The organism is Ruegeria sp. BH6 (genome assembly GCF_056538105.1).
In genome coordinates this window covers 62,779-89,755 of record NZ_JBQFSR010000012.1, presented here as the reverse complement: position 1 = coordinate 89,755, position 26,977 = coordinate 62,779, and the positions used below count along the sequence as shown (strand labels likewise).

Here is a 26,977-nt window from a genome sequence, read left to right as displayed (position 1 = left end):
GTATAAATCGACACCATCAAACAATATCTTCCTGCAAAGCCGCCCCCGATTTTAGCGAAATTCAGGGGCATTTCAAACCTGTCAAAGCCCGGTTGACGGAAGGCGATACGTGCTGTGCCGCGTGGTCAGTTTGGGGCAAGTACGTCGACAATTGCACCGGCCAGTTTCTGATGGCCCGCTTCCGACAAATGCCCATCCGGGAAAAGATAATCACTTGCATCAAGTATGTCCGGCGTGTGCAGGATCTGTAAGTCAGATACCTTTGAGTGCAAAAGGCCAAGATTTGGGGTGGTCGAGAGAACCTCTGTGAAATGCCCGCCCCGGCCGCCTGTATTGACGTCGAAAACAATCAGCTGTGGCGAGTTGGCACCCCAATCCCATTTGGTCAGAACCTCGATCAGGACATCGGGGTCTTTCAGCTCTGCCATGGGAAACGCGCTGTCTTCGTCGGCCTCCCTGCTGCCACCGAAACGTCCGCGAACCTCTTGAAAGAGGGCGGGCAGATAGTGTCCAAACCCTCCGCCTGCCTTTTCGTTTCCGGCAACGAGTTGCGAATAGGTTTCTTCCGGCATAGCCGACAGCGAGCCTTCAGAAAGATAGCGGCGGTTTTCGTAGCCGTCATTGTCGCTGTACTGGATAATCACCGTCTTGAGGTTGCTGCGATCAAGGCGATCCAGCGCCATAAGCTCTCGGGCGGTGCCATAGGACGACACACCGGTATTCAGCGTCTTACGTCCGGTTTCCGCCTCGATAATGTCGGCAAAGGTCTTCCCTTGTCCAACACCCCAACCCATTGCCTGGCTATCGCCTAAAACCACGATCTCTGGCGCATCAAGAGACGCCTCGTTATCGCGATAGCCTGCCGAATTCACGTCGAGTTCAGTTGAGAAACCGGTGTTTTCGAAAACGCAATTCCCGGGGCGCAATGTATAGCCCAGTTCAGGATCGTAACGCGCACAATCCGGGAGGTATTGCACATACGAAACATTCGCCCAGTAAATTTTCCGGGCCAGCCGGTCAACAGGCCGGATACCGGTCGGAGAGTCCCGTGCAACAAGCCAGGCAAGCGCGGCTTCCAGGCAAACCAGAAGCACCGCGAGGATCAGGATGTTGATACCAATGACGCGCCACATCCGGCTTCAGTCCAACCCGTCGCCGGTTTTGTTATCTATCGCCTTCGACTGGTCCTGACACTCAATCTGCAACACGGCAAACCCTTTAACAAAGTAACATTACGCCCATAACACGGAACGCCAATTCAAGGGAATGGCGTTGTCTGCCATGCACCAGGTCAGCCGCTTTAGTCTGGCTTCTATATGGCTCTCTTTTGGTCCGGGGCGTGCACTGGGTTGTGTTGCAGGATCGTTGTCTCAGAGATGTCTTTCATCTCTTTGCCAGAGAAAGAGACACTGATGCTTGTTTGGAAACAACACCGGGATTCCATTTGACTTGCCCCAAAATGCGAACAAACTGGCAAGTAAAGTGCATGTTCGCGGTCCGGTTTTCGAGTTTAGTTTGTTCAGGATCCGACACGTGGGAAAGTGTAATTAGTTTTCTTTTTTGAGTTTTATTCCAGAGTGTTATGTTCATCGATCTGTTGTCTTGGGAATTCCTGCTGTTTTCGACGTTTACCATCATTTTGGTTGCGTCTTCGACGGGAGTTGTGCGGGCGACGGGCTTTCTGAGCGCCAATATCGCGTTCGTTTTTGCGCTTCTTGGTCCAATCGGTTTGGCGTCAACCTTGTTCTTTTCCGGGTTAGGGTGGGTGCTGACCCGGGTGCATCTGACGGCGTCCAGATGGGCGGCAATTCTCTCGGCAACTCTGCTGGTCCTCGTTTTTATCTACATGCTGGACTATGAATTCCTGGGATTGTTCCTGCCGGAAGCAGCACGCCTGTCATTCCTGCAAACAGTTGGTTTGAGCTTTCTGTTGTTTCGTATCTTGCATGTCATGATTGATGCCCGGTCGGGTGTCATCGACCGCATTGATCCCGCTGTTTATCCCAACTACCTCTTGGCGTTTACCACGTTCATGATGGGTCCGATCCAACGGTATCAGGATTTTCGCGACCAATGGGCAGATCGTACCCAAGCCATCGAGATGACGTATGAAGCTCATCTTGATGCCGGGCTGAGAATTCTCTGGGGGCTTGTCAAAGTATACGTCATTGGAACATTCATCTTCCGTTTTGCGCTACAGCCCAATACCGATGTCCTTGCGTTGAGTTTGGGTGAATTCTGGCTTCAATTGGTAGCCTTCTACTTTTTTCTTTATATGAATTTTTCCGGCTACTGCGACGTCGTGATCGGTATCGGCAGTCTGATGGGCATTCGGCCACCCGAGAATTTCAACAACCCGTATTTTGCCCAGAACATCGCTGATTTCTGGCTCCGCCAGCACAGAACTCTCACGTTGTGGTTAACGGACTACGTGTTCAACCCGGTGTATAAAAAGGCCCTCAGTTCCAGTTCATTCGCCAGTTTGCCGCTGGCTGCCGGGATCATTGCGGCCATGCTGACCATGCTTGTTTCTGGCCTTTGGCACGGCACCACAATCGGGTTTTTGATCTTTGGTCTCGTGCATGGGACGTGGCTCGCCATCTATCGGATATGGGATCATGTTCTGACGGTGCGTTTCGGTAAAAAACGGCTGCGAAAAATTAGGGCAAGCTGGCCCGGACGGATCGTCGGAATAGCGATTACATTTCACGCGGCCGCTTTTGCTTTCCTGTTCTTCCAGTTGGACACGCCAAGCGTGGTTGCGCTTTTGAAAGGTCTTATGTGATGTGGTCGACCCTTTTTCCCAACCGGTCTTTTCGGATGACCATGAAGATTCTCGTCGCAGCCGGGCTTGTTGGTGTTCTCTTTGTTTTCTCCGCAACGGAGGTCGATTTTGTCTACACGGGTTTCTAGGAAACTGCGCCTTTCGCTTGCGACCCTTGGGACAATTGGGGTCGTCGTTGTGTTGGTCTTTTCGGCACTGACATGGCTGGCCATCAGCGCCGAGCGCAGTTTTTTCATGTTCCCGTATAAACAGGAAAGCTGGTACCGCTTTCTTCTGCCATCCCAATTTGTGGTTCAGGATAAACCCGTCATCATGTTGGCTGGCCCCTCTACAGTACGCGAGAACCTGCGATGGGAGCAGGTGCAGGAGGCGTTTCCCGATTACCACATCTACCAGGGGGGGATCAGTCTGGGCACGATTGAAGACGTGACAATCGCGCTGAAACTGATCGAGGCAGCCTATGGTGAAGACGCATTGCCGGACTATGTCGTTCTTGGTCTCGGGCCCCGTTTCATTGCCAACCTGCCGCCCGATCGGCCTTTTAAATCAATTGTTGATACCTACAGCCCCTGGTCGGTGACAACTGGTCCAAACGGGGTTGAACTGCACAAAAAAACGCTGTTTGGCGCTGCGCTGGCTAAAATCCGCTTCGTTGGCAAGCAGCCCGAGCGTTTCAGATCTGCATTGCGTGCCTGGGCGGCATATTGGGGTCGCTCGATCGAAGAATGGCCGCCCGGCGAAGCCTTTTTGCGCAAAGCCGGATTTCTGAACATGTGGACATCGCAGGTCGAAAGACAGCGCAGGCTCGTTTCGCCGTACAAGTTTTCCAGAAGCGCCGGCCTGAGTGAAGAGGATCTTGCTGTCTATATGTCCGGCAGTTGGTGGGAGTCTGTTTTCGACTGGGATGTGCGCAAGAACGGTGATGCTGCGGCTGTGCGTCTACGTCAGCTTCTGGATTTTCTCAACGAACACGGAATAGGCGTGGCGGTCGTCAATATGCCGGAGCGGTCATACTCCCGCTCCCGTTTTGCTTTCGAGTATGAAGACTATCTCGGTGCGATCCGCGACGGCATTGGGACAGCACCGTTTCTCGATCTGAGTACTTTCTCGCACGATGATGAGTTCCACGACGCCGAACATACCATACCGGAAGGGTCACGACGTCTGACGAACCGCGTAATAGTTTGGGTGCAATCGTTACTGACATGACATATGTTAGTAAGTGAATAAGATACCGATGCTACTGTGATTGATGATATTAGTTGAACAAGTACCCTGATTTTTGGGGGTGAGTAAGTGGTTTTTAATGTTAAGGCCGGGCGTGAGTGCCTCGGCACGGATGTTTCCAACGATACAGCGCGGATCCAGGTTCTGGGTGCTCTTCGTGCAACCGAATCCATTCAGGATTACCTCTCTTTCTGCCGCAAATGGCGCAAGATCGAGCGGGCTGCCGTTGACGACGAGCGCGACGTATTGCGCGTTGCGCTTCTCAGCGGCGCGACGACGGATTTTCTTGAACTTCCTCTTCGTGCAGAGCTTGACAGTTTTGGTCTTCGCGCCCGCATTCACCGCCCGGATTTCAACACTCATGTCGCCGAACTTCTGGATCCTGCAAGCGCCACTGCCGGGTTTTCTCCGCAGATTGCAGTTCTTCTGCTTGGGCTGTCCGACATCAGGGAATGGCCTACTGTGGGCGACACAGAGGCAGACGTGGCGACGCTGGCCGACCGGTTTGCCGATCTGTGGCTGAACAACATCTGTGCAACGTTCAACAGGGAAACTGGCGCTGAAATCATACTCGGCAACCTGCATCTGCCGCCAACATCCTCGACCGGTCATCTCAGCCGCCGCCTTCCGTGGGATCGAACCAGTTTCGTGCGCCGCATCAACCAGCTACTGACTGAACGGGCTCCGAAATTTGTCCACCTACTGGATGTGGAGCTTCTCTCTGCCCGCCATGGGGTTCAGCAATGGTTCGACCCCCGCTTCTGGTACCACGCCAAGCAACCTGTCTCGTTCGACTGCATGATCCCGCTGGTGCGCGACACGGCGGGGATTATCGCGGCCATCTACGGCAAGACCTTGAAATGTATCGTGCTGGATCTCGACAATACGCTTTGGGGCGGCGTTGTCGGGGATGACGGGGTGAATGGCATCAAGGTTGGTCAGGGCAGTGCCGAAGGCGAGGCGTTCCTGGCTTTCCAGAATTACCTGCTGGAGTTGAAGGCGCGGGGCATTCTGCTTGCCGTGGCCTCAAAAAACGAAGAGGCCAACGCGCGCGCGCCGTTCGACAAACTGGATGACATGGCGCTGAAATTCGCCGATTTCGTCTCGTTCAAGGCGAACTGGGGACCCAAGCCCGACAGCATCGCCGCCATCGCAAAAGAGCTGAACATCGGGCTCGACTCGATCGTTTTTGTCGATGACAACCCGGCGGAACGCGCCTTGGTGCGGCAGAGCCTGCCGGAGGTGCGCGTGCTGGAACTGGGCGATGATCCTTCAGAATACCCGTATCTTCTCAGTCGGTCAGGCTGGCTTGAGACGATCGAGATCACCAGCGAGGACCGTAAGAAATCTGAACAATACGCCGCCAACCGCTCGCGCACGGAACTTGCGGAAAGCGCGGTGGATTATGATGGCTATCTGCGCTCGCTGAACCAGAAAGCCGTGATCCGCCCGTTCGAGCCCGAGCATCTGGACCGGATTACGCAGCTGATCAACAAGACCAACCAGTTCAACCTGACCACCCAGAGGATGACACGATCCGAGGTCGAGGCGCTGGCCGCCAGCGATACTGCTCTCACGGCCTATATGAGGTTGAAGGATACCTTTGGTGACAATGGCCTCATCAGCGTAGCAGCAGGAACAGTGGACGGCGACACGCTTACGATCGATCTTTGGCTGATGAGCTGCCGCGTGTTCAAACGGGGTGCCGAATTCGCAATGGCGAATTACCTGATGCAGGAAGCCGCACGCCGCGGGATTTCACATGTCAGGGGCATCTATCGGCCAACGGCAAAGAACGGCCTGGTCGAAACCCTCTATGCCGACCTCAATTTTGAGAAGGACGGTGTTACAGAAGATGGCGTCACAACGTGGAGCCGAACCCTTGCCGGGTTCGAACCGGTTCCCGTCAGCATAGACATAGTGGAGGATTTTGCGTGACCGAGGATGAGGTATGGCAGCGTTTAACATCGGTCTTTCGGGACGTGTTCGAGGATGACGAGATCACATTGACCCCTGAGACCACCGCCGAAGACATTGAGGATTGGGATTCGCTGACGAACATCCAGTTGCTGATCGCCATCGAGAAAGCGTTCTCGGGGCTTGAGTTCAGCACCGGAGAGGTCGCGAACTTGCAGAATGTGGGCGATCTGGTGTCGGCGATCACAAAGCGCGTTACAGCCTGACGTACCCAAAAAGAGGCAATATACCTTCGGGAACGGATGTCATTCCGCCTGTCCTGCGCGATCAAAGTGTGGGCTGATCTTTGGGTGCAACAGGGGTCTCTTCTATTCGCACCCCCTTCATGACAGCCCGGTATTCAGTTGCTATGAACATGTTGTGTTAACACGGGTTTTGAGTACATGCAGATTGAAGATACCGCCTTACCGGGCGTTCTGATCCTGACGCCAAAGCGGTTCGGCGATGAGCGCGGTTTTTTCTCGGAAAGTTGGAACCGGAATACTCTGGCCGCGCATGGGATTACCCTGGATTTCGTGCAGGATAACCATTCGGTTTCAGCCAGTGTTGGCACTCTGCGCGGGATGCATTTCCAGTCGCCGCCCCATGCGCAGGACAAGCTGGTGCGCTGCGGGCAGGGGGCGTTGTTCGATGTGGTGGTCGATATCCGCAAGGGCTCACCCACATACGGGCAGTGGGTCGGCGTCGATCTGACGGCAGAGAACGGAAAACAGGTGCTGGTGCCCAAGGGGTTTCTGCACGGTTTTGTCACGCGCGCACCCGGCACCGAGATTTGCTACAAATGCACCGATTATTACGCGCCTGACTGCGACAGAGCGGTGCGCTGGGACAGTTGCGGCATCGATTGGGGGCTGACGGGTGATCCGGCCCTGTCCGATAAGGACGCGGTCGCCCCCGCTCTGGCCGAATTCGACAGCCCCTTTGTCTGGGAGGGCAAGCCATGAAGCTTTTGGTGACAGGTGGCGCTGGCTTTATCGGATCGGCCGTGGTGCGGCGAGCAATTGCGGACGGACATCAGGTGGTCAATCTGGATGCGCTGACTTATGCAGCGTGCCTCGACAATGTGGCCCCGGTGGCAAATGACCCGAACTATACCTTTTTAGAGGCTGATATCCGGGATCGGGCTGCCATGGATCGGGCACTGGCTGAATATGCCCCGGATGCGATCATGCACCTGGCGGCAGAAAGCCATGTGGATCGCTCAATCGATGGGCCCGGTGCTTTTATCGAAACCAATGTTACTGGTACTTACAATCTGCTTGAAGCAGCCAGAGCGTATTGGGAAGAGCAGGGGAGGCCGGACAGGTTCCGGTTCCACCATATCTCAACCGATGAGGTCTATGGCTCGCTGGGGTCAACCGGTCAGTTCACCGAAGAAACGCCTTATGATCCGCGCTCACCCTATTCGGCCAGCAAGGCCGCCAGCGACCATCTGGTGCGTGCTTGGCGCGAAACCTATGGCTTGCCGGTGGTGCTGACGAATTGCTCGAACAATTACGGGCCGTATCATTTCCCCGAAAAGCTGATCCCGGTCACAATACTGAACGCTTTGGCGGGCAATCCACTGCCGGTTTATGGCGATGGGTCCAATGTTAGAGACTGGTTATACGTCGAAGACCACGCCGAGGCACTGCTTTTGGTGGTTCAGAAAGGTCAGATCGGGCGCAGCTATAACATTGGTGGTGAAAACGAGTGCACCAACCTGCAACTGGTGCAGATGCTGTGCGGTATTCTGGATCGTCTGCGCCCTAGGGCCACGCCCTATGCCGACCTGATCACCTTTGTCGCTGATCGTCCGGGTCATGATGCGCGTTATGCAATCGACCCGACCCGTATTCGACAGGAACTGGGCTGGCGACCCTCTGTCAGTGTTGAAGAAGGCTTGGAGCGGACCGTTCAGTGGTATCTGGACAATGAAAGCTGGTGGCGCGCGCTGCAGAACCGCGACGGCGTTGGCAAGCGATTGGGTATGAAAGCATGACCATCCTTGTCTTTGGCCGAACCGGGCAGGTGGCGCGGGAACTGGCGGCGTATGCGGGTGTGACATGCCTCGACCGTTCTGAGGTTGATCTGGAACAGCCCGCCTCCTGTGCAGCGGCAATCCGCGCGGCGGCTCCACAGGCGGTGATCAACGCGGCGGCCTATACGGCCGTTGACCGGGCCGAGGAAGAAGAAGTGCTCGCAACCGTCATCAACGCAGATGCGCCCGCTGCGATGGCGCAGGAATGTGCCGCGTTGGACGTCCCTTTCGTCTCTATTTCGACGGATTACGTGTTTGATGGGTCAGGTGATGCCCCCTGGGTCCCCACGGATCCGACTGGGCCGCTGGGGGCGTATGGGCGCTCGAAATTAGCAGGGGAGCAGGGGATCACCCAGGCCGGAGGGGTCTATGGCATTCTGCGCACCTCCTGGGTGGTGTCGGCTCATGGCAATAACTTCGTTAAAACGATGCGGCGGCTGGGGGCCGAGCGGGACCAGCTATCTATCGTGGCCGACCAGATCGGCGGTCCGACGCCCGCGCGGGACATCGCCGCAGCGTGCCTGTCTATGGCGCAGCAACTGACCGATGATGCGGGCAAGGCAGGTATCTACCATTTTGCGGGTGCACCGGATGTCAGCTGGGCCGGGTTTGCCCGGGCGATTTTTACCGAATTAGAGACTAATTGTGATGTAACGGACATTCCGTCCAGCGAATATCCCACCCCTGCTACACGCCCATTGAATTCCCGCCTTGATTGTTCCTCACTGGAAACAACTTTTGGCATTACACGTCCTGATTGGAGGCACGGCTTAAGTGATATTCTGAAAGAGTTGGAAAGCGCAACATGACGACACGCAAAGGCATCATACTTGCGGGGGGATCAGGCACCCGGCTGTATCCGATCACGATGGCTGTGTCGAAACAGCTGCTGCCGCTCTATGACAAACCGATGATCTATTACCCGTTGTCAGTGCTGATGTTGGCCGGAATCCGCGAGATCTGCGTGATCACCACCCCGCAGGATCAGGATCAGTTCAAGCGCACGCTGGGGGATGGCAGCCAGTGGGGGGTCAACCTGACCTATGTGGTGCAACCCAGTCCTGATGGATTGGCGCAGGCCTTTATCCTTGCCGAAGAGTTTCTGGCCGGCGCGCCGTCGGCATTGGTTCTGGGGGACAACATCTTTTTTGGCCATGGCCTGCCCAAGCTGCTGGCGGCGGCAGATCAGCATGCAGAAGGCGGAACAGTGTTTGGCTATCATGTGGCGGATCCCCAGCGGTATGGCGTGGTTGCGTTCGATACGGATGGACGCGCGCGCGAGATCATCGAAAAGCCATCGGTGCCACCGTCGAATTACGCGGTGACGGGTCTGTATTTTTTGGACAGTTCCGCGCCAGAGCGGGCCAGACAGGTCAATCCATCCTCGCGCGGTGAGTTGGAAATTACCGATCTGCTGCAGATGTATTTGGAAAAAGGCCAGCTGAAGGTCGAAACAATGGGGCGGGGCTATGCCTGGCTGGATACGGGTACCCATGCCAGCTTGCTGGACGCAGGCAATTTCGTGCGCACGCTGGAAGAACGTCAGGGGTTGCAGACGGGTTGTCCGGAAGAGATCGCCTGGCAGTTGGGGTGGATCAGTGACGAACAGTTGCGCCAGCGGGCGGAGATGTTCGCCAAGAACGAATACGGCGCCTATCTGGATGGATTGTTGGAATAAGCGAAGAGGTCTTTGGGGTTTGGTTTCCAAAGTATGAAGCCAAAACTAAAAATGCACCCTGAGACCTGGTTGAATTTGAAAGTAGAAGCGGTGAAAAATTTCTGGGTTAACTGGTTTATGTGAACGGTGTGTCGAAAATTTCCTACAGACCGGACATTGATGGGCTTCGCGCTGTCGCTGTAGTGCCCGTTGTCCTGCATCATGCTAGCTTCGCCGCAGTTCCGGGCGGGTTCGTCGGTGTGGACATATTTTTTGTCATCTCTGGCTTTCTGATTACCAAAATTCTCACACGGGAAATTCGCGACGGGCAATTTTCGCTGCTATCCTTCTACGAACGCAGGGCCAGACGCATCCTACCCGCGCTTTTTATGGTGCTTGTCGCATGCCTGGCTGTCGGTTGGTTTCTCTTGTTGCCCAGCCAATATGGCGCACTTGCAAAATCCACGGCCGCAACACTTCTTTTTGTGTCCAACGTTTGGTTTTGGGATGCGGCAGGGGATTACTTTGGCAGAGGGGTGGAACTGGCGCCGCTGCTTCATACTTGGTCTCTGGCGGTTGAAGAGCAGTTCTATCTTGGTTTTCCAATTTTGCTGTGGGTAATGGCGAAGCAATCGCGCCGCTTTTGGGTCGGCGTGATTGCTTTGATTTCACTTATGTCTCTGGGGTTATCGATATGGGCTACGACCGCAGCGCCCATTGCCAATTTCTATCTCACACCGATGCGGATGTGGGAGCTAGGATTGGGTGCACTTTTGGCGATTGGTGCTTTTCCGGTACTCCGCCACCCGTTGGCCGCCGAGGTAATCGGGGTGATCGGATTGGCCTTGATTGCTGGCAGCATCGTGTTGATCTCAGAAGATACGCCTTTCCCTGGATTGATGGCCATGCCGCCCTGTGCCGGTGCCGCGTTTTTGATCTGGTCGGGGATGCACGGCACCCCGGTTGCCGGCAGGCTGCTGGCATTGCGCCCGTTCGTCTGGATCGGGCTCATTTCTTATTCGTTGTATCTGTGGCATTGGCCGGTCTTGGTCGCGGCCAGAGTGCAAAACGGCAGTGCTGATCTGCCGGTGATAACGGCGCTGGCCTGTGTTCTTCTGTCTATTCTGCTAGCGGCGGCAAGCTTGTATCTGATTGAACGGCCCTTCCGTATTCCGGCCGGAAAGGGCGGCTTTTCAATGGGCAGCATCTTCACGGGCGCAGGTGCAGGTGCTGTGCTCATATTAGGGTTGGTTGTTATACTTGTAGCGAAGGAAGGTGTCCCAAGCAGGGTCCCTGCCGAGTTGGCGACTAAAATGAACAAATTCAAGGAATCTCATTATCTGATGGATGCCTGCAGACGGTGGGCGGATGGTAAGGATCCCTGCAAAATAGGGTCAGCAGCCCAAGCTGGTGAAGGGCCTCGTGTCGTCGTGTGGGGGGATTCCCATGCAGGGTCTCTGTTGCCCGGTATCGATTCCTGGCTGAAAAACAACAAAATACCGGGCGAGGCCTTTGTAAAGTTTGGTTGTCCTGCGCTGCTGGGTGTTCGACGGGCTGATATGGCACCCGCTCATGCTTGCGATACCTATAACGAAATGGTGGTGAGTTATATCGAGCAGTTGCCCGATCTGGATATGGTTGTCGTGGCATCGCGTTGGGCTTTGGCAACAGAAGGCGTTAGGGTTTCGGGCGAAGAGGGCAAATCAGCCGTTCTAGCGGCAACCGATGAGGGGCCTACCGGGATCGCGGATAATCCAAAACACGTGAAACAGGGTCTAAAACGGCTTCTTCAGCGACTAAAAAGCGGGGGTATCGATGTTCTTATTGTCGGGTCGATACCGGAAATCGGGTTCAACGTTCCCGATGCGATCGCGGGCAGCATTGCGTTTGGGACCCGATTGCGCGTGCCCCCGACACGGGAAGAGTTTGATTACCGCAACACCCGCTCTTACGCAATTCTGGCTGCAGCTGGTCGGGAGTTTGATGTAGCGCTTGCACGTCCAGCAGATATTCTATGTGATGAGTTCTGTCGTATCCAACTGGACGGTCGCCCCCTCTACAGGGATGACGATCATCTTAGCGAGTTTGGTGCAAACTGGATTATGCCTGTCTTGTTGGATCAGTATTTAGTGCAGAACTGATGCGTTCCGATTGTACATCGAGACATATCCAGAAGTTCCTGAGTATCTCTTGCCACCCTGCGGATCGAATTGCTCAACCTTTCAACAACCCGGGCTGTGTATTGAAAATGTCTGTAACCAGGAGACAATTCTCATCAAAATGTATAGGCGCCGGTACATTCGCTTCAACGCGAGCCTTGGGAAAGGGAATAATCGGAAGGGTTTAAACGGGCAGCATTCTCCGGCCCGCGCAAGGTCAGGATTGGTTTGATGCTTGGAAGAGAGGTGAGTGTGATCAGAAAAACTGACATGAAACTGCCGTCCCCCGCGATTGGCCGCAATGATCTGGCAATTCTTCTGTTTATCCTGCTTCTTGCGGCGGTGCTGAGGGCTGTCGGGCTGAACACACCGCTTTGGTATGATGAAATCTGGACCGTGGACACGCATGTTCGTCTGCCCTGGGGCGAGATGATGCGCGAATACTCGATGAACCATCATTATTTCTTCAGCATGAAGGCAAAGTTGTTTTCTCAGATTCTAGGTGAGGAAGCCTGGGCGTATCGTTTCCCAGCCGTGTTGTTCGGCGTCGGAACCGTCGCGACTATCTGGTGGCTGGCCAAGGAGGTCGCCGACACTAGGATTGCACATATATCCGCTCTGCTTGTGGCCCTGTCCTATCATCAGGTCTGGTTCTCACAGAATGCGCGCGGATATACCGAGCTTGCTTTCTGGAGTATGCTTGGTCTCATTCTTTTTCTGCGGGGAGTACGCCATCCGACGATGGGAATCTGGCTCGCCTTCGGGCTGACCGCAGCTGCCGCTGTTTTCACGCATTTGACCGGCGCATTTTTCTTTGTCGCCCTGGGACTTGTCTGGCTTATTTCTCTGGCGACCGGGTTCGGCCGGGATACCCTGACCCGCGAGTGGGTGCTGCGGCCACTGATCGGTGTTGCCATCGCGTTGGTTTTGATCCTTTTGGCGTATCTGCCGATTTTGCCCAGTATCCTGGAAACCATGGGCGAGGTTTCAGCGACTTCCGCTGTCGACAAGATGCAAGTTTACCAAAACCCGATCTGGACCATGGTCGAGGGCCTGCGCACCGCAATCGGAAACGCCGGCTCACTGTCACTGATTGTCGCCTTCGTTGGGCTGGTAACCATTGCCTTTGGCGTAATGGGGACGCATTCGGCGCAGCCGCTTTTTTTTGTCGCCATCGCCATGCATATCGTCGTGACACTGGGCATTCTCATGTCACTCGAAATGCGGATCTGGCCGAGGTTTTTCTTTGTCGATATCGGTCCGGTCATCGTGCTGGTCGTTGTCGGCTGCCGATATGGTGCCGATCTGGTGGCCCGGCTGCTCAGGCGGCCTCAACTCGGGCGGGTGCTGTTCGCCTTGGGTGTTTTGGCAATGATTGTCATGTCCCTGTTTCTGGTGCAGCGCAACTACGATGCTCCAAAGCAGGATTTGGCCGGAGCCTTCGATTTTGTTGAAGGGATGCGCGGGCCGTCAGAGCGGGTTTATGCCATCAACCCGGGTGGCCCGGTCTTCGAAAGCCACTTTGGCGCGGATTGGATTACCATCGGTGATGCAGATGGTTATTCCGAGGCAATGGCACAGCCAGGGCCTGTGGCGCTGGTCGTTTTGTTCCCGAACCGAATGTTTCGTGTCATTCCAAGGCTGGGGGCGGATGTTGAAGAACAATTGGAGCTTGTACGGACCTTCGCTGGAACGCTTGGGGATGGGCAAGTTCTAGTCTATCGGCGCAAGTGACGTGCAGCGGACAACTTGTTTTCGAATTGTGGACAATAAGTACAAAAATAAATAATTGTTCTGAAGATGGTCTTCTGGCGGACATTTTCCAAAAGACTACTTGTCCTGCGTCAGGCCCAGGCTGCTTTCCACGATATACAGCGGGCGTTTTCGCGACTCCTCATAGAGACGCCCCAGATATTCCCCGATCACACCCAATACGATCAGTTGCAGGCCGCCGATCAGCAAGACCGCGACCATCAGCGAGGCATAGCCAGGGACATCAATGCCGTAAATCAATGTCCTGAGGGTCAGAAAGATGCCGTAAAAGATCGCTCCGATGGCGGTGAGCATTCCGATATAGCCAGCGATCCGCAGCGGAACCGTGCTGAACCCTGTGATCCCGTCCAGCGCGAAGTTCCAGAGCCGCCAGTAATTGAACTTGGTTTTTCCGGCAACGCGCTCGGGTCGGTCGTAATAGACCTCGGCGTGGCTGAACCCGACCCAGGCAAAAAGCCCCTTCATAAAGCGATTGCGCTCTCGCAACCGGCCGACCTCGCCAACGACGCGCCTGTCCATAAGGCGGAAGTCCCCGGTGTTGGCAGGGATGCTCACGCCGGATAACCGGTTGATTGTTTGATAGAATTTCGCTGCTGACCAGCGTTTTAGAACGGTGTCGGTGTCGCGATTGCGCCGGACACCATAAACCACGTCATACCCTTCGCGCCACTTTTCCAGAAACTCTGTGATCAGCTCGGGCGGGTCCTGCAGGTCGGCGTCAATCGGAACAACGGCCGCGCCCGAGGTGGCATCCAGCCCGGCCGTCAGCGCGACCTCTTTTCCAAAGTTGCGAGAGAAATTCAGCACTTTGATCCGGTCGTCGCGATCATGTGCTTCAGCCAGCATTCTGGCAGTCCCGTCTGTGCTGCCGTCATTAACGCAGATGACTTCGTAGCTTTCGCCCATTTTTTCCATGACCTCCCCGAGGCGCCCGAACAGGGCGGGCAGGACGTCTTCTTCATTGAACATGGGAACGACGATACTCAGCGTCGGCGTGGCTGGGTTGGCGGCTGTGGCAGCCCGTGATTGGGATGTGGGTATGTTCATCGGTTCCCTGGCAAATGTCTTGTTCCGTATCGTTGAGAATAAATTGATCATGGTTTGGCAGCAGGTTCAAAGAATTCGGCGGAGAGCCTGGGTGTTTTTTGTTTTTCAGTGATAACCTCTGCTCAACCGGCTCCAGTGCGGTCCCGTTTGGGTTTGAAAAAAATTGAGGCTGAGTTCTGGACGAGCAGGGAGAAACAAGTCAGTGCGCATTAACGTCTGGATCGGGTTAACCGCGCTGGCGGCCTTGGCTGTCAGCCTTTTGGTGTTCGCGGTGATTGGCATGCCGATGGGGCATTCCTACGGCTTCAACATAAGTTGGACGGTGGCCTTTGCGGACGCTCTGAGCGTTAATGCGATTTATCCCCGGTTCTTGCCTGCCCTTTGGGATGGGGTCGGGGGGCTCGACTTTTTCTTTTATGCGCCTCTTCCGTTCTATATCGCTGCGGGCCCCGCACAGTGGGTTTGCCCGAATTGCAGCCCGCAGGTGCTTTTTGGTTTGTCCGGCGGTTTCCTTTGTTGGCTGTCAGGTGTGGCGTTCTGGATCTTTAGCCGGCAGTTTTTGCCCCCAAAGCCTGCCTTGGTGGCGGCCTTCGTGTGGGCGCTGGCCCCCTATCATGTGGGCATTGACTGGATGGTCCGTCAGGCGGCGGGTGAGTTTGCGGCCTATGTTTTCGTGCCCCTTGTCGCGCATGGGGTGCTTGTGGCCCTGCGTGACCACCGCCCGGTCTGGTCCTTGCCGGTTGGGCTTGCAGGGCTTGGTCTCAGCCATCTTCCGACCCTGCTTCTGGTCGTGCACGTTATGGCCGTTATCGTGGCCGCGTGGGTTTTGATCCATCGCACCCGCTTTGTGCGGTCCCTTGTCCTGCTGGCGGTCATGGGGTTGGTGGGGGTCGCCCTGTCCGCATTCTATTGGTTGCCAGCCATAATATTGCTTGGGGATGTGTCGCCCGAAGGTCTTTATACAAAAGAGCTCATTCCAGAAAGCTGGTACCTGATCGGGGCGGATGTCCTGCCCGACAACATGTACAAGGTCGCCCTTTTGATATGCCAGTTGACCGCCGCCGCCGTGGCCGGGCTGGCCGTCGTGATAACGCAGGGCGACACCAGAAGAAACCTGATCATCTGGGCGTTGGTGCCTGCAATTTTTGTCCTCCTGCTCAACAGCTCGGTCTCGCGTGTTCTGTGGGAGAACTGGATTATCGCTAAGGTCCAGTTCCCCTACCGGCTGACGGTGATTTCCGATCTGGCGCTTGCCCTTTCGATTGGCGCGCTCAGCACGGCCTTCGCCTTGGACCGCCGTTCGCGCCGAATTGCGTGGGTCGGTATTGGGGGGCTGGTGATCTCGTTCCTTGTTGTGGGGATGCTGCTGCCGGACCGCATTACCAAAGGCATTGCGGCGCGCGAGCAACCGGTCGCGATGATTGGCGCGCCGGAATATCTGCCGCCTCCGGTGTTTGACCCGCTTGCCGAAGACGTCAAAGCCGAAGGGCAGCCGATCTGGCGATTGTCGCGGCATATGCTGGAGCTTGCGGCAGAAATCGAAGCGCCAGAATCCGGTTTCATCCAGCCTGTGCAGGAGGTGCCGCGCCAGTGGATCATTCGCGTCGAAGGCTCTGGCCAACCGGAAACGCGGCTACGCGTTGCGCTGATGTATTGGTCACATCTGGAGGCCGAGGCCACAGACGGAACCCCGCTAATACTCTCCCCCGACCCGGAAACCGGCTTTGTCACATTCGCCCCGACAGACGCGGATGTCAGGATCACCCTTCCACGGCACTGGAGCGAATGGGTCGGCGCGCTTCTGGCCGGGTTCGGCCTGATCTTGGCGGTCTTTATTCTATACCGGGCGCGCAGAGCCGAGCCGGACCTAACCCGGCTTGCGGAATACCCAGAGGGTTGAGATCACATAGTTGACGGCAAAGGACGCGCCAATCGCCACCAGCAGGATGGACCAGAAGGGCAGGGCGGTGACATAGCCCAACCCCGCGACCACGGCGAGCCGTACGACCAGTGAGGATACCACCGCCATAAAGTACTTCACGTATCCCCGGACAGAGATCGTGCTTTGGCTGGTATGTTTGTAGCTGAAGATATTGTGCCCGCAGTAATTGATGACCGAGCCGAGGACAAAGCCGCAGGTCGATGCAAGGACAGGTGGCGCAAGCAGAACCACAGCCAGCAGCAGCGCCAGCAGGTAATCCGCGATTGTGCCCAAGGCGCTGATGCCGAGGAACCTGAAAAACAGGCCCTTGTCTTTAAGGTTCGAGATCATGGTAGGGCTGCGGGGTGGTGATTGGAGACAGGGCGGAGCAAGCTTTTATAGTGTTGGTTTCTAATGGTAATCATTGAACTCAGAACATCTCAACGCAGCGTCGGATAATTTTTGACAAGTGTGGAACCGGCATTCAGGCGATCGACCTCGCTACCGGGTCGCACCCCGTATTCGTGAAAGCCATTGGCAGCCCCGGTCGCATAGTAGATGAATTCCCGGTCATAGTAGCCGGGCCTTGACGGGGACTGGTCCTGAACGATGGCGTTGTTGAGCACCGCCCAATCCTTCTGGTTCTGATACCCGTTGATCGCGCTGACAACGTTTTGCTCGATCACGACATAGGTTGAGGATGAGACATTGATCCGCGGAATCGTGACCTTGCCGTCATTCGGCTGGCGCACCCGGATGATCGAGTTTTTGCGGATAGAAAGATTGTCTGCCCCGTGAACCGAAATGCCATGCAGATGCGCGTTGTAGATCACATTGTTTTCGATCAGGACATTCTTGTGACGCAACAGAGGGTCATTCGTATTCTTCCCGCTTTTGCCCATGAAAATCGTCTGGGTGAAATCTCCGGCCCCTATGTCGAAGATATTGTCTCGTATCACGATGTTCGAGCTGCCCCGGTTCGAGGTCCGCATAAGCTGGATCATGTCCCGGTGGTCGCGGCTGTTGCCACCGCGGAACGTGTGGAACCGGTTATAATCGATCACTAGGTCATCCATTCCGCTAAAGGCCATTCCATCGGCCCGGATGTCGTAAAACTGGTTTCGGCTGAGCGTTAGATATGTCGAATGAATTCCGGTCAGCGCCTTCCACCACCTCCGAAAGGTGCTGTTTGAAATGGTGACTTTGGAACTGTCCGTGATCAACAGGCCGCGACCATGCCCGATGCCCGCGTTGTGATCCCCATCGAACGTGGAATTGGTGATGGTGATATTGTGGCTGTTGCCAATGCTGAAGAAGTTGGTGCGGTGTTTATCGCCAGCCGTGTAGGAATAATCGAACACCAGCCCATCCAGCGCAAGATTACCGGCGCCTTTCAGGCGCAGCTCTGTAAAGCAGGCGGGTGAGCTGATGTCTGCGGACCGGATCACGACAGGGGTTTTGAAGGCGTCCCGGATGCGCAATGCGCCATAATTTCCGCCAGCCAGCACGATGGTTTCGCCGCCGCTGGCCGTGCCGAGCGCCTGTGAAAGACCCTGCGCGTCATGAATGATCTGACCCTCCTGGGGTACTGATGCGGCTGTCATCTCGGTGCAGGCCGGGGCTGCACGCACTGGTGTTGCCGGTGCCATTAACAGAAGCATGGAGCAAAACAGGATGCCAACAGAGATGTATATACGTCGCATGGGCGGTTGCTCTTCATAACATTGGCGGTAGGTAAAACATTACGGGCATGCAAAAGCCTTGTCTATGATGGCACCTTTATCAGCCCGCGAGCGCCTCTTAGAACCGATAGAACGATCTGCCGGCAACGAAACCGTCAAGCCCGACAGAGCGCGCGAATTTGTACAGATCACTCGTTTTGTTGATGAAGCCCGAGCGTTTGAAGTTCAGCGACGTGTTGCACAGGACGCCGACGCCGCTGGTCGCTTTGAACTCGGTCAGCAAATCATGCAGCATTGCATTCTGGTCTTTTGTTACGGTTTGCACCCGCGCTGACCCGTCCACATGGTTTACGGCCTTAAGCCTAGGGTCGGTGACTTGCTGAAAATGAAGCATATGCGGCGACGGTCCCGACCAATCGAAGTGTCTTGACACGTCTTCCTCCAGACAGACCGGTGAAACCGGCGCTAGACCCGCACGCCCTTTGATCTTGTTCACCCGGTCGCGTGTTTCGGTAGAAAACGGTGCGGCAAGGATCGAGCGGTTCCCAAGCGCCCGCGGGCCGATTTCACAGTTCCCCATGACCCATCCGATAACCATTCCATCATGCAGCGCGGCTGCCACCTCACTCAGGTTTAGCTCACGGCTGGTGACGCCCTCCATATCAACCCGGTCGTCATTAAAGGGCTGGCCGGCATACACCGTCCAATCCAGCTTGGCCCGTCCTGTAAAATGGCGCATGGCATCAACCGCCGTGCCGATTGCACAGCCTGAATCATTGGTGCACGGGGGGATGAAGACATCACGAAACAGACCGCTGTCCCGCCAGCGCGTGTTCCAGCGATAGTTCAACCCGCATTCACCGGAAATCAGCAGGGGGTAGCGCTTGGTCAGGTTGGCCGTTGCGAAGTCATGGAAGCGGGAAAAGACCGCATCGGAATATTTGGCTGCAAGGTTGTGAAACCTTGGGGATGCGACGCCGATATTGTGGTAGGGCGAGCCTCTGAACGCATCCTTGTTCAGGAAACCAGAGTCCGCGCCGTTGTTTAAAAGCGTGTCAATCAAACCCCGTGCGTCGCCGTCAATGGCGCGCGCGTCCCCATGTGCGCTAGCTGATTGCAGCTTGCTGGAAAAATCCTTTCCTAGGGTCTCACTCGTTCCCGAAAAAGCGGGATCCGCAAGCGCATAGAGAAATGAAAACCGGCGTCCGGGCGCGGCCAGCACCCGCCCCATGTGATGTATCTTCAGGTTGCGATCGATTTCATAGAAATCACCCAGCGCATCTTCCCAGACCAGAACATAACAAGGCTCGCCCTGCTCGAATGGCGACATCGCATAGGTAGCCCAGATAAGCGATCGTTCATGCGAGGAAGAATAATAATCCAGCCTCTTCCCGAAAAAATTCTTTGTCCCGACAATTGCAGAGCTTTCGTCGATGCCGAAACTTCCGGCGCCGGATATGGCAGTGTGGTTCTCGCCTCGTGTGGACCAGCCGCTAAGGGCAAGAACATCAGGCAACTCGTTGAACCATAGCCCGGCATCGATCAGCGTATTCGGGTCGATTGGCGAATTTCGGGGAAGACTGTCTTTCTCTGCTTCATAGGAAAACATCAGGTGCTGTTTTGGCGCGTCGACCCCTGCGACTGCCCCATCATGCCCGGATTTGAAGGAAAGAATTTTCATATCAGCACTCTAATCCAACCAGCCTTTCGTCGTCAGGTGATCAATGACCGTATGGGCGACGACCTGATGACCTTCTGGGGTCCAATGCGCATCGTCCAGAAAATAGACCAATGTCCCGTCAGCGGCGGCCTGCTGCAGAGCAGGTGTTAAATCCATGTAGTTTACGCCGTTCTCATCTGCCCATGTTTGAAGCGTGGTCGCCAGTTCCAAAGGTACCCAATCCTGCACAACGCTGTCATCGGGAAAGGCCAGCAGATCACGGTACACATCGATTTTCATCGGAATATGCGCGACCAGAAGTGTCCCGCCGTTTTCCCGAACCAGCGCATCCCCCTGCACCAACAGGTCCTTCAGATAGGGCAGGCGCGCCTCGGCCCGTTCAGGCGGGCCATAGTCGAAATACATGGCCGTTTCCTCGGACCACGCCGCGTCAGGGAAATTGCCGGACTGGGTCCGCGCATAGTTGTCCTGCTGTAAGTTGCGTGCCGCCAGCGAACTCCACGAGGCCAGACTGGAAGACAGGCTGCCAAAGAACGACCTTTGGCTGAACCGGGCCGGTTCGGCAGAGGCCGAACTGCGGGACACAAATTGCTCATGGCTGATCGGGAAATAGGGCAGATCGTTGCCTTCAAACAGAAACCAGACCACCACCTTGGGCGAATAGCCCTCCAGATAGTGCAGCATCGCGCTTAGCCCGTGGTAAAGCGAGTAGTCGCTTTGGGCGAGGCTTATGGCCGTATAATCCGAGCTGGCCATGATCTGCTCGGTGACGGTCACATCCTGGCCAACCTTGTAGCCTTCGATGAAGCTGTCGCCGACAAGCAGCAGATCGGGGTTTGCGATTGGGGTGCTGTTGCGAAAACCGTTCTGATCATAGGTGTAATCTGCTTCGTACAGGCGGTTCGTCTGCGCCCCCAGCGTCAGCACGGAATCCCCCGGCCGAACCTCGCTGTACTGGTCGTTTGCCGGGCGGTGGAAAAAACCGCCCGGCTTATAGATTCGGTTGTGGGGGCCGGTCAGGCCAACCCCTTTGGGGATAAAGACCTGCCGGTAGTCGATGAAGCCGGTCAGGGCGGGCAGTTCGATCAGCAGGGCGACAAATCCAAATGTCGCAACGCTTAGGGCAACATTCTGGGCAATGTCCCGGCGCCGGTCAGTCCGGGTTATGAAAACATAGGCCAGCAGCGCCGCCATGCTGAGCAGGAGATTCAGGTAGAAGCTCCGGGGCAGATAGATCAGAAAGAAATGCTCAAAGCTTTCAGTGGGCTGGCGCGTCCCAGTCCAGACATAAAGAACAAAACCAAGCAGGATCAAGCCGAGCCACAGACGTTGCCGCCCGAGTTTCAGAAAAAACAGCCCCACAGTTCCCAGCAGAATCTGAATCCCGATGATCATGTAGGTGAACAGCTCTGATTCAATCTGCCCGTCAGACGCGACCAACGCCTGCACCGACCATTTGTTAAAGCCCACGCTTGCGACCATCAGGAAAACCCCGAGCAGTTTTCGATAGTCGAATGTCGATCGTGCGAGCGTCATTTTTGTCTCATGTACCGAAGCCAGATGGGCAACATATTGCAAGCGTCAGGAACAACGCGACGAGAGAACCTGTGCTAGTCAAGCTCAAACGCTTCTTTGTAATCCTGTTTCAGCGCCTGATCCTGATCGGGTTTCCGCAGAACGCACCGGCCGATGACCAGCATGTCCAGATCCGTGCCCATGAAACAGTGGAAGGCATCTTCGGGTGTGCAGACGATCGGCTCCCCCCGGACGTTAAAGGACGTGTTGACCAGGACCGGGCAGCCGGTGCGCTGTTTAAATTCGGTAATCAGTGCATGGTACATTGGATTGGTTTCGACATGTACGGTCTGAACGCGGGCAGAATAGTCGACATGGGTCACCGCTGGAATTTCCGAGCGCACGACGTTGAGTTTTTCGATACCAAAGAGTTGCGTTTCCTCTGCCGTCATCTTACGGCGCAGTTTTTCCTGAACATCTGCAACCAGCAACATGTAGGGGCTGTCATAATCCAACTCGAACCAGTCGCTGACGTCTTCGCGCAGGACTGATGGGGCGAACGGGCGAAAGCTTTCGCGATACTTTACCTTGAGGTTCAGCGTCTTTTGCATCGACGGGGATCGCGGATCGCCGATAATCGATCGGCCCCCAAGTGCACGAGGCCCAAACTCCATCCGGCCTTGGAACCAGCCAAGCGCCTTACCATCGGCCAGCGCTGCCGCAGCCTCGGAGATCACGGCATCGGTTTCGAGCGTCGAGAATTTTGCCCCCGCGGCGGTCAGGCGCCGTTCAATGTCATCCTGTACAAAGGCCGGCCCCAGGTAAGATCCTTTCATTTTGTCTGTTGGGCCGTCGGTTTTGCGCTCGTGCTGCAGTTCCGTATGCCATGCCGCCAAAGCGGCCCCAACTGCACCTCCGGCATCCCCGGCGGCGGGTTGCACCCAGATATTCTTGAACGCGCCATCCCGCAGGATATGACCGTTGGCAACGCAGTTCAGTGCCACGCCCCCGGCCATGCACAGATTTTCGATGCCATATTCCTGCGCGGCAGAGCGGGTCAGCCGCAGCACGATTTCTTCGGTCACGGCTTGAACCGAGGCCGCGATGTCCATGTGGAACTGGGTCAGTGGGTCTTTTTCAGGTTGGCGCACAGGCTCGCCAAACAGGTCAGAGAAACGTTGGTTGGTCATCGTCAGACCAACGGCATAGTTGAAGTACTGCATGTCCAGCCTGAAGGAACCGTCATCCTTCAAGTCGATCAGGTTCTCCAGAATGACATCCTTGAAGCGGGGGGTGCCGTAGGGGGCCAACCCCATGACCTTGTATTCCCCGCTGTTGACCTTGAAGCCTGTGTAATACGTGAATGCGGAATAGAGCAGGCCGATCGAATGCGGAAAATGGATTTCCTTTTCAATCTTCAGGTCCTTGCCGCGCCCGATCGCTAACGTCGTCGTCGCCCATTCGCCGACACCATCCAGCGTCAAAACGACCGCCTCTTCAAAAGGAGAGGGAAAGAAAGCACTGGCAGCGTGGCTGAAATGGTGCTCACTGAACATCAGCTTGTCCCCGGGCCGAAACTCGGGATCGTGTCGGCGCAGTTCCCGGCTAAGTAAGTCTTTCTGAAACAGCTTCTCGCGCAGCCAGACCGGCATGGCCATCCGAAAGGACTTCAGCCCGCGCGGAGCGTAGGAGACATATGTTTCCAAAAGGCGTTCGAACTTTAGGAATGGTTTGTCATAAAATGCGATGTGATCGACGTCGCCAAGTCCAAGGCCAGCTTCACCTAGAACATATTCGATCGCATGAAACGGATACCCCGCATCGTGCTTCTTGCGCGTAAAACGCTCTTCCTGCGCGGCGGCGACCAAAGTGCCATCAACTACAATGGCCGCAGCGCTATCGTGATAGAACGCAGAGATCCCCAGAATTGCAGTCACGACCTGGCCCTAGAACAGAGTATAGATGAACGGAGCGATAGCCGAACCCTGACTGAGCACAATCAGTCCGCCGAAAAGCACCATCATGACAAGGATCGGAAGCAACCAGAATTTCTTTCGAAACCTGAGAAATTGCCACATCTCTACCAGAAACGACATCTGATACTCCTAAAATTGATTTCTCATTGGGCCCACATTTTCCGCGCGCTCAATCCAATATGTGTTCGTGCCTTTATCCAGCTTTTGTCTCAAAAGGTCCTTTCCCAAGGCCCTCATGATCAGCCCGGTTGGTGTCACGGTAAGAAAATAGACCAAAGCCATAACGATGGGGGCCACAATCGCCCCCAGAAGCAGGCCGAACTTTGTCCACAGCCGGTTTGCTCCGGACAGCAGCGATGGGCGTAGCAGGGTTATCAGCACAAATGCGGCGGCGATAATGAGAGACCAATACCGCAGACCTCCGCTATGGATCAGCGGCCAGAGCCCAATGATTGTGAATACGAACGCAAAAACGAACCCAAAATTGCGATTGCTGCCACCCTGGACTTCGTGCCGTGCCTCAATATCGATCATAATAAGATCATCTCATTCAGGTAACTCTAAGAACTCTTATACCGCCCTGTACAACCACTCAGGGAAACCAACTTTGTTAAATTATACACTCGGACCGTGGTATTGTCGCAAATTTTTTCAGCAAATGAGCCTAATTCACGGACTTCAGATCGTAAGCGCCAGTTTTGCAATCTGTTTGAGTGGGCAGGCCTCGAATTATTGTCGTAAACGCGGAAACAAAAGGGATGGGAATGTGAAACTGGCCAATTCTTGCGGTTCCTGAATTTGCTGATGGAACGATACAGGCAGTGCTACCCACTTCTCGGAAGTGACCGTATTTGGACATTTAGGCTGTGCCTTGTCAGTGATTGAAGGCTCACATCTGACGGTCTAGGCAGACAGAGGGTGTGTGTTCCGCCGACATGCGTCAATCCATCGAAAGCCATTATTCGCCTCAACGTGAGATCAATGTGAGACTGAATTATGCGTATGGCCGTGCCTTCTGGCGAAATTGACGTAGCGGCACTTAGCAACTCATTGCCGATGCCTACCGTGAATACGCGAGGACACGCCTGAATTGTGGCGATTTGGTGTCCATTGTTGCGATTAAGGAATCAATCCATCAAACCCTAGATTACCGCAACGGGAAGGGGAACAATTCCCGGTAACGAGTATCGAGTCCACTCGGAAATGAAGGCAATGGGGCATAATTGCCCCAATACAGGCAACCGTTTCCAAACATAGCCATATTTTGGCCTATCTGTCGCCCTTGTGCGGCTGTCCCCTCTGTCCTGGGTGTGCGGGATCTCTTGCGCTGCCACTCACAGCGCCTATGAAACAGAAGGTGAAATATGTCGACGACAATCACGGTAACCTCTGCGGCCGAGCTGAACCAAGCTTTGTCACAGGCGACAGGTGGGGAAACAATATTACTTGCAGCAGGCGATTATGGCGCGTTGAATCTCGGGGCCAAATACGCGTCATCCGTCACGATCAAATCGGCGGACGCGAATGCGCCGGCCACAATCTCGTCGATGAATCTGAACGGGGCGTCGAATATCGCGTTCGAAGAAATAAACTTCGATTATACTTTTGGCGGTGAGGCCAAAAGCTATAAGCCCTTCCAGATTCACAACAGCTCGAACATCACCATCGACAACTCCACGTTCTCGGGCGACTTGGCCTCGGGGGTCTCGGCGACGGATGATGGCTATGGGTGGGGCATGGGCCTATTGGTCCGCACAAGTTCCGACGTGACCATTTCGAACAGCGAGTTTTTCGACTGGCTCAAAGGGATGAACATCGGGTCCAGCAGCAATGTGACGGTCTCGGGCAATGACATACATTCGATCCGTTCGGATGGTATGTATCTCGACGGCAACCAGGGCGTTGTGGTCGAAGGCAACTATATTCACGACTTCGAGCGATCGCTTAACTCTGGTGATCACGGCGACTTTATTCAGTTTTCTAAGCTGCTGGGCCCCAGCAGCAACATCACAATCCGCGACAACGTCATCGACATGGGATCCGGGGATTGGGCTCAGTCGATCTTTATGGGAAGCGGTCATTCGGATCCCGGCGATCCGGCGATGTTCTATACGAATGTGCTGATCGAAAATAATACGATCTATAATGCACATACGCATGGCATCTCGGTGGCGGGTGCAAAGGATCTGACAATCGCGAACAACACTGTGCTGGCAGTGCCCGGTGCCTTGACCGGCGGCGTGTCGGTTCCAAAGATCTTTGTGTCCGGTGGTTCCCAGGATGTCACAATCAAGCAGAATGTTGTGTCCGCTATATCCGGGCCTAGCGGCCAACCGGACTGGAATGTAACGGACAATGCTTTGGTTCAGACCCACCAATATGACAACGTGTTCACGTATTATGCGACTGGCGCGCAAGATGGATACAACCAGTATGGCGTCATACCGGGCAGCATCGTTGACAACTTGAATGCGGGTTCGGATTTGGCTCAGCTGTTTCCGTTCTCTTATGACGCTTGGGTTGGAACCGCTACTAGCGGCGGCACCACTCAGCCCGGTGGTGGAACTACCCAACCCGGCGGTGGGACCACGCAACCCGATAGCGGGACGACCCAACCTGACAGCGGAACAACCCAGCCTGACAGCGGAACAACCCAGCCTGACAGTGGGACCACCCAGCCCGATAGCGGGACGACCCAGCCTGACAGTGGGACCACGCAACCCGATAGCGGGACGACCCAGCCTGACAGTGGGAAGACCCAGCCTGATAGCGGGACGACCCAACCTGACAGCGGGACGACCCGGCCTGACAGTGGTACAACTCAGCCCGACAGCGGAGTCACGCAACCAGATTCAAGCCAATCGTCTCAGATGATGTTTGATGACTTTGTTCTCGATATCGGGGGGTTGCTGAATCAAGACGAAATCGGACTAAAGGGCGACACGACCGTCGTGAATACTGGATCCGGGCCGGTTGTAGAATTCGATGGAAAAGACGACTACCTAAATTTGGGTCGACTTGAAGAATTCAGTGGTTCAAGTGAGCTTGGATTTACGATCGAATTTGCCCGGGACGAAGCCGATGGAAGCGCGCAGCGCCTTGTTTGGAATCACCAGAAAATTGGCTTGATTCTCAAAGACGATGGGCTGGTCGTGAAAGTCGCCAATAATGACGCCAAATTCCACAAAGGCTTCAAAGCAAAGGACATTGGCCTGAACGATCTCGAAAAACATGAGATCACCGTTCTGGTGGATGAAGACGAGGACCGCTTGCAGGTTCTTGTTGATGATCAAGTTGTCATTGATGAAACCGGCGTGGATTTAGACTTTAGCGATGTAAACAACCGGAATTGGACGATTGGATCCCAATGGGGGGCCGATATCGATGGTGAGGTCAGCGCCTTTGGGATCGATGATGAGGTTGATTTTGTCGATACAACTGTTTTCGACAATGCATTGATTGCCTGACGTTACTGTATGTAGCCAGCAGGCAAATTGAAACATCTTGGACAGGGCGCAAAATTGCGCCCTGTCGCTGATTGCGATACCTGTTTTTTC

The 26,977-nt window shown here is 55.2% G+C and carries 21 protein-coding genes; 12 read left to right on the top strand and 9 right to left on the bottom strand.

All coding sequences use genetic code 11. From position 1 onward, the window contains the following. Positions 1–125 precede the first annotated feature (125 nt). Positions 126–1,133, bottom strand: a complete 1,008-nt coding sequence (locus tag ACR0B8_RS19525; protein WP_226689847.1) for an SGNH/GDSL hydrolase family protein — start codon at positions 1,131–1,133, stop codon at positions 126–128. A 449-nt stretch (positions 1,134–1,582) separates the two neighbouring features. Between ACR0B8_RS19525 and ACR0B8_RS19520 the strand changes: the two genes are divergently transcribed. From ACR0B8_RS19520 to ACR0B8_RS19475, 10 genes are all read left to right on the top strand, one after another. After that, positions 1,583–2,785, top strand: a complete 1,203-nt coding sequence (locus tag ACR0B8_RS19520; protein ID WP_226689846.1) for an MBOAT family O-acyltransferase — start codon at positions 1,583–1,585, stop codon at positions 2,783–2,785. A 180-nt stretch (positions 2,786–2,965) separates the two neighbouring features. After that, positions 2,966–3,994 carry a hypothetical protein gene (locus ACR0B8_RS19515; RefSeq protein WP_480686162.1) on the top strand — a complete coding sequence of 343 codons (1,029 nt, stop codon included), beginning with the start codon at positions 2,966–2,968 and terminating at the stop codon, positions 3,992–3,994. Positions 3,995–4,081: 87 nt separating this feature from the next. Continuing rightward, positions 4,082–5,950 carry an HAD-IIIC family phosphatase gene (locus ACR0B8_RS19510; protein WP_226689844.1) on the top strand — a complete coding sequence of 623 codons (1,869 nt, stop codon included), beginning with the start codon at positions 4,082–4,084 and terminating at the stop codon, positions 5,948–5,950. Then, the gene (locus tag ACR0B8_RS19505; protein ID WP_226689843.1) at positions 5,947–6,195 is read left to right on the top strand and encodes an acyl carrier protein; all 249 of its coding nucleotides are present in this window, start codon (positions 5,947–5,949) and stop codon (positions 6,193–6,195) included. Before ACR0B8_RS19510 ends, ACR0B8_RS19505 begins: the two co-directional genes overlap by 4 nt. A gap of 177 nt (positions 6,196–6,372) precedes the next feature. Next, entirely contained in the window at positions 6,373–6,933 is a 561-nt protein-coding gene (gene rfbC, locus ACR0B8_RS19500) for a dTDP-4-dehydrorhamnose 3,5-epimerase (protein ID WP_226689842.1), read from the top strand. Further along, positions 6,930–7,970, top strand: coding sequence for a dTDP-glucose 4,6-dehydratase (rfbB, locus tag ACR0B8_RS19495; protein ID WP_226689841.1), 1,041 nt, complete (start codon positions 6,930–6,932; stop codon positions 7,968–7,970). The genes rfbC and rfbB overlap by 4 nt, the downstream gene beginning before the upstream one ends. Further along, positions 7,967–8,818, top strand: a complete 852-nt coding sequence (gene rfbD, locus ACR0B8_RS19490; protein WP_226689840.1) for a dTDP-4-dehydrorhamnose reductase — start codon at positions 7,967–7,969, stop codon at positions 8,816–8,818. The genes rfbB and rfbD overlap by 4 nt, the downstream gene beginning before the upstream one ends. After that, on the top strand, positions 8,815–9,687 hold the full coding sequence (rfbA, locus tag ACR0B8_RS19485) for a glucose-1-phosphate thymidylyltransferase RfbA (protein WP_226689839.1): 873 nt from the start codon (positions 8,815–8,817) through the stop codon (positions 9,685–9,687). Before rfbD ends, rfbA begins: the two co-directional genes overlap by 4 nt. A gap of 128 nt (positions 9,688–9,815) precedes the next feature. After that, positions 9,816–11,807 (top strand): acyltransferase family protein, encoded by a 1,992-nt coding sequence (locus ACR0B8_RS19480; RefSeq protein ID WP_170553993.1) that lies wholly within the window; start codon positions 9,816–9,818, stop codon positions 11,805–11,807. A gap of 288 nt (positions 11,808–12,095) precedes the next feature. Beyond that, a complete protein-coding gene (locus ACR0B8_RS19475) occupies positions 12,096–13,559 on the top strand; it encodes a glycosyltransferase family 39 protein (protein WP_226689838.1) in 1,464 nt (487 codons plus the stop codon). A 96-nt stretch (positions 13,560–13,655) separates the two neighbouring features. Here the strand turns inward: ACR0B8_RS19475 and ACR0B8_RS19470 are convergent, their stop codons facing one another. Then, complete coding sequence (locus tag ACR0B8_RS19470; protein WP_170359730.1) at positions 13,656–14,645, bottom strand: glycosyltransferase family 2 protein; 990 nt, start codon at positions 14,643–14,645, stop codon at positions 13,656–13,658. Positions 14,646–14,847: 202 nt separating this feature from the next. Between ACR0B8_RS19470 and ACR0B8_RS19465 the strand changes: the two genes are divergently transcribed. Next, complete coding sequence (locus ACR0B8_RS19465) at positions 14,848–16,545, top strand: glycosyltransferase family protein (RefSeq protein WP_226689837.1); 1,698 nt, start codon at positions 14,848–14,850, stop codon at positions 16,543–16,545. Here the strand turns inward: ACR0B8_RS19465 and ACR0B8_RS19460 are convergent. From ACR0B8_RS19460 to ACR0B8_RS19430, 7 genes are all read right to left on the bottom strand, one after another. Beyond that, the gene (locus ACR0B8_RS19460; protein ID WP_226689836.1) at positions 16,513–16,917 is read right to left on the bottom strand and encodes a GtrA family protein; all 405 of its coding nucleotides are present in this window, start codon (positions 16,915–16,917) and stop codon (positions 16,513–16,515) included. The genes ACR0B8_RS19465 and ACR0B8_RS19460 overlap by 33 nt on opposite strands. Positions 16,918–17,006: 89 nt before the next feature. Next, the gene (locus tag ACR0B8_RS19455) at positions 17,007–18,269 is read right to left on the bottom strand and encodes a right-handed parallel beta-helix repeat-containing protein (protein WP_170359736.1); all 1,263 of its coding nucleotides are present in this window, start codon (positions 18,267–18,269) and stop codon (positions 17,007–17,009) included. Positions 18,270–18,366: 97 nt separating this feature from the next. After that, positions 18,367–19,929 carry a carbamoyltransferase C-terminal domain-containing protein gene (locus tag ACR0B8_RS19450; protein WP_226689835.1) on the bottom strand — a complete coding sequence of 521 codons (1,563 nt, stop codon included), beginning with the start codon at positions 19,927–19,929 and terminating at the stop codon, positions 18,367–18,369. A 9-nt stretch (positions 19,930–19,938) separates the two neighbouring features. Then, positions 19,939–21,465: an alginate O-acetyltransferase AlgX-related protein gene (locus ACR0B8_RS19445; protein ID WP_480659333.1), complete on the bottom strand. Its 1,527-nt coding sequence runs from the start codon at positions 21,463–21,465 to the stop codon at positions 19,939–19,941. 74 nt (positions 21,466–21,539) lie between these two features. Next, a complete protein-coding gene (locus ACR0B8_RS19440; protein ID WP_226689833.1) occupies positions 21,540–23,381 on the bottom strand; it encodes a carbamoyltransferase family protein in 1,842 nt (613 codons plus the stop codon). A gap of 9 nt (positions 23,382–23,390) precedes the next feature. Next, a complete protein-coding gene (locus tag ACR0B8_RS19435; protein WP_170359744.1) occupies positions 23,391–23,540 on the bottom strand; it encodes a DUF5989 family protein in 150 nt (49 codons plus the stop codon). A gap of 9 nt (positions 23,541–23,549) precedes the next feature. After that, positions 23,550–23,954, bottom strand: a complete 405-nt coding sequence (locus ACR0B8_RS19430) for an SxtJ family membrane protein (RefSeq protein WP_170359746.1) — start codon at positions 23,952–23,954, stop codon at positions 23,550–23,552. 830 nt (positions 23,955–24,784) lie between these two features. Here ACR0B8_RS19430 and ACR0B8_RS19425 point away from each other — a divergent pair. Next, positions 24,785–26,887 carry a right-handed parallel beta-helix repeat-containing protein gene (locus ACR0B8_RS19425; protein WP_480686160.1) on the top strand — a complete coding sequence of 701 codons (2,103 nt, stop codon included), beginning with the start codon at positions 24,785–24,787 and terminating at the stop codon, positions 26,885–26,887. The last annotated feature ends 90 nt before the right edge of the window (positions 26,888–26,977 follow it).

What these genes read in the sequence shown, in the direction of transcription:
- ACR0B8_RS19525 (WP_226689847.1), bottom strand. Translation starts at nt 1,133, where the DNA reads ATGTGGCGCGTCATTGGTATCAACATCCTGATCCTCGCGGTGCTTCTG.
- ACR0B8_RS19520 (WP_226689846.1), top strand. Translation starts at nt 1,583, where the DNA reads ATGTTCATCGATCTGTTGTCTTGGGAATTCCTGCTGTTTTCGACGTTT.
- rfbC (WP_226689842.1), top strand. Translation starts at nt 6,373, where the DNA reads ATGCAGATTGAAGATACCGCCTTACCGGGCGTTCTGATCCTGACGCCA.
- rfbB (WP_226689841.1), top strand. Translation starts at nt 6,930, where the DNA reads ATGAAGCTTTTGGTGACAGGTGGCGCTGGCTTTATCGGATCGGCCGTG.
- rfbD (WP_226689840.1), top strand. Translation starts at nt 7,967, where the DNA reads ATGACCATCCTTGTCTTTGGCCGAACCGGGCAGGTGGCGCGGGAACTG.
- rfbA (WP_226689839.1), top strand. Translation starts at nt 8,815, where the DNA reads ATGACGACACGCAAAGGCATCATACTTGCGGGGGGATCAGGCACCCGG.
- ACR0B8_RS19475 (WP_226689838.1), top strand. Translation starts at nt 12,096, where the DNA reads ATGAAACTGCCGTCCCCCGCGATTGGCCGCAATGATCTGGCAATTCTT.
- ACR0B8_RS19470 (WP_170359730.1), bottom strand. Translation starts at nt 14,645, where the DNA reads ATGAACATACCCACATCCCAATCACGGGCTGCCACAGCCGCCAACCCA.
- ACR0B8_RS19460 (WP_226689836.1), bottom strand. Translation starts at nt 16,917, where the DNA reads ATGATCTCGAACCTTAAAGACAAGGGCCTGTTTTTCAGGTTCCTCGGC.
- ACR0B8_RS19455 (WP_170359736.1), bottom strand. Translation starts at nt 18,269, where the DNA reads ATGCGACGTATATACATCTCTGTTGGCATCCTGTTTTGCTCCATGCTT.
- ACR0B8_RS19450 (WP_226689835.1), bottom strand. Translation starts at nt 19,929, where the DNA reads ATGAAAATTCTTTCCTTCAAATCCGGGCATGATGGGGCAGTCGCAGGG.
- ACR0B8_RS19445 (WP_480659333.1), bottom strand. Translation starts at nt 21,465, where the DNA reads ATGACGCTCGCACGATCGACATTCGACTATCGAAAACTGCTCGGGGTT.
- ACR0B8_RS19435 (WP_170359744.1), bottom strand. Translation starts at nt 23,540, where the DNA reads ATGTCGTTTCTGGTAGAGATGTGGCAATTTCTCAGGTTTCGAAAGAAA.
- ACR0B8_RS19430 (WP_170359746.1), bottom strand. Translation starts at nt 23,954, where the DNA reads ATGATCGATATTGAGGCACGGCACGAAGTCCAGGGTGGCAGCAATCGC.
- ACR0B8_RS19425 (WP_480686160.1), top strand. Translation starts at nt 24,785, where the DNA reads ATGTCGACGACAATCACGGTAACCTCTGCGGCCGAGCTGAACCAAGCT.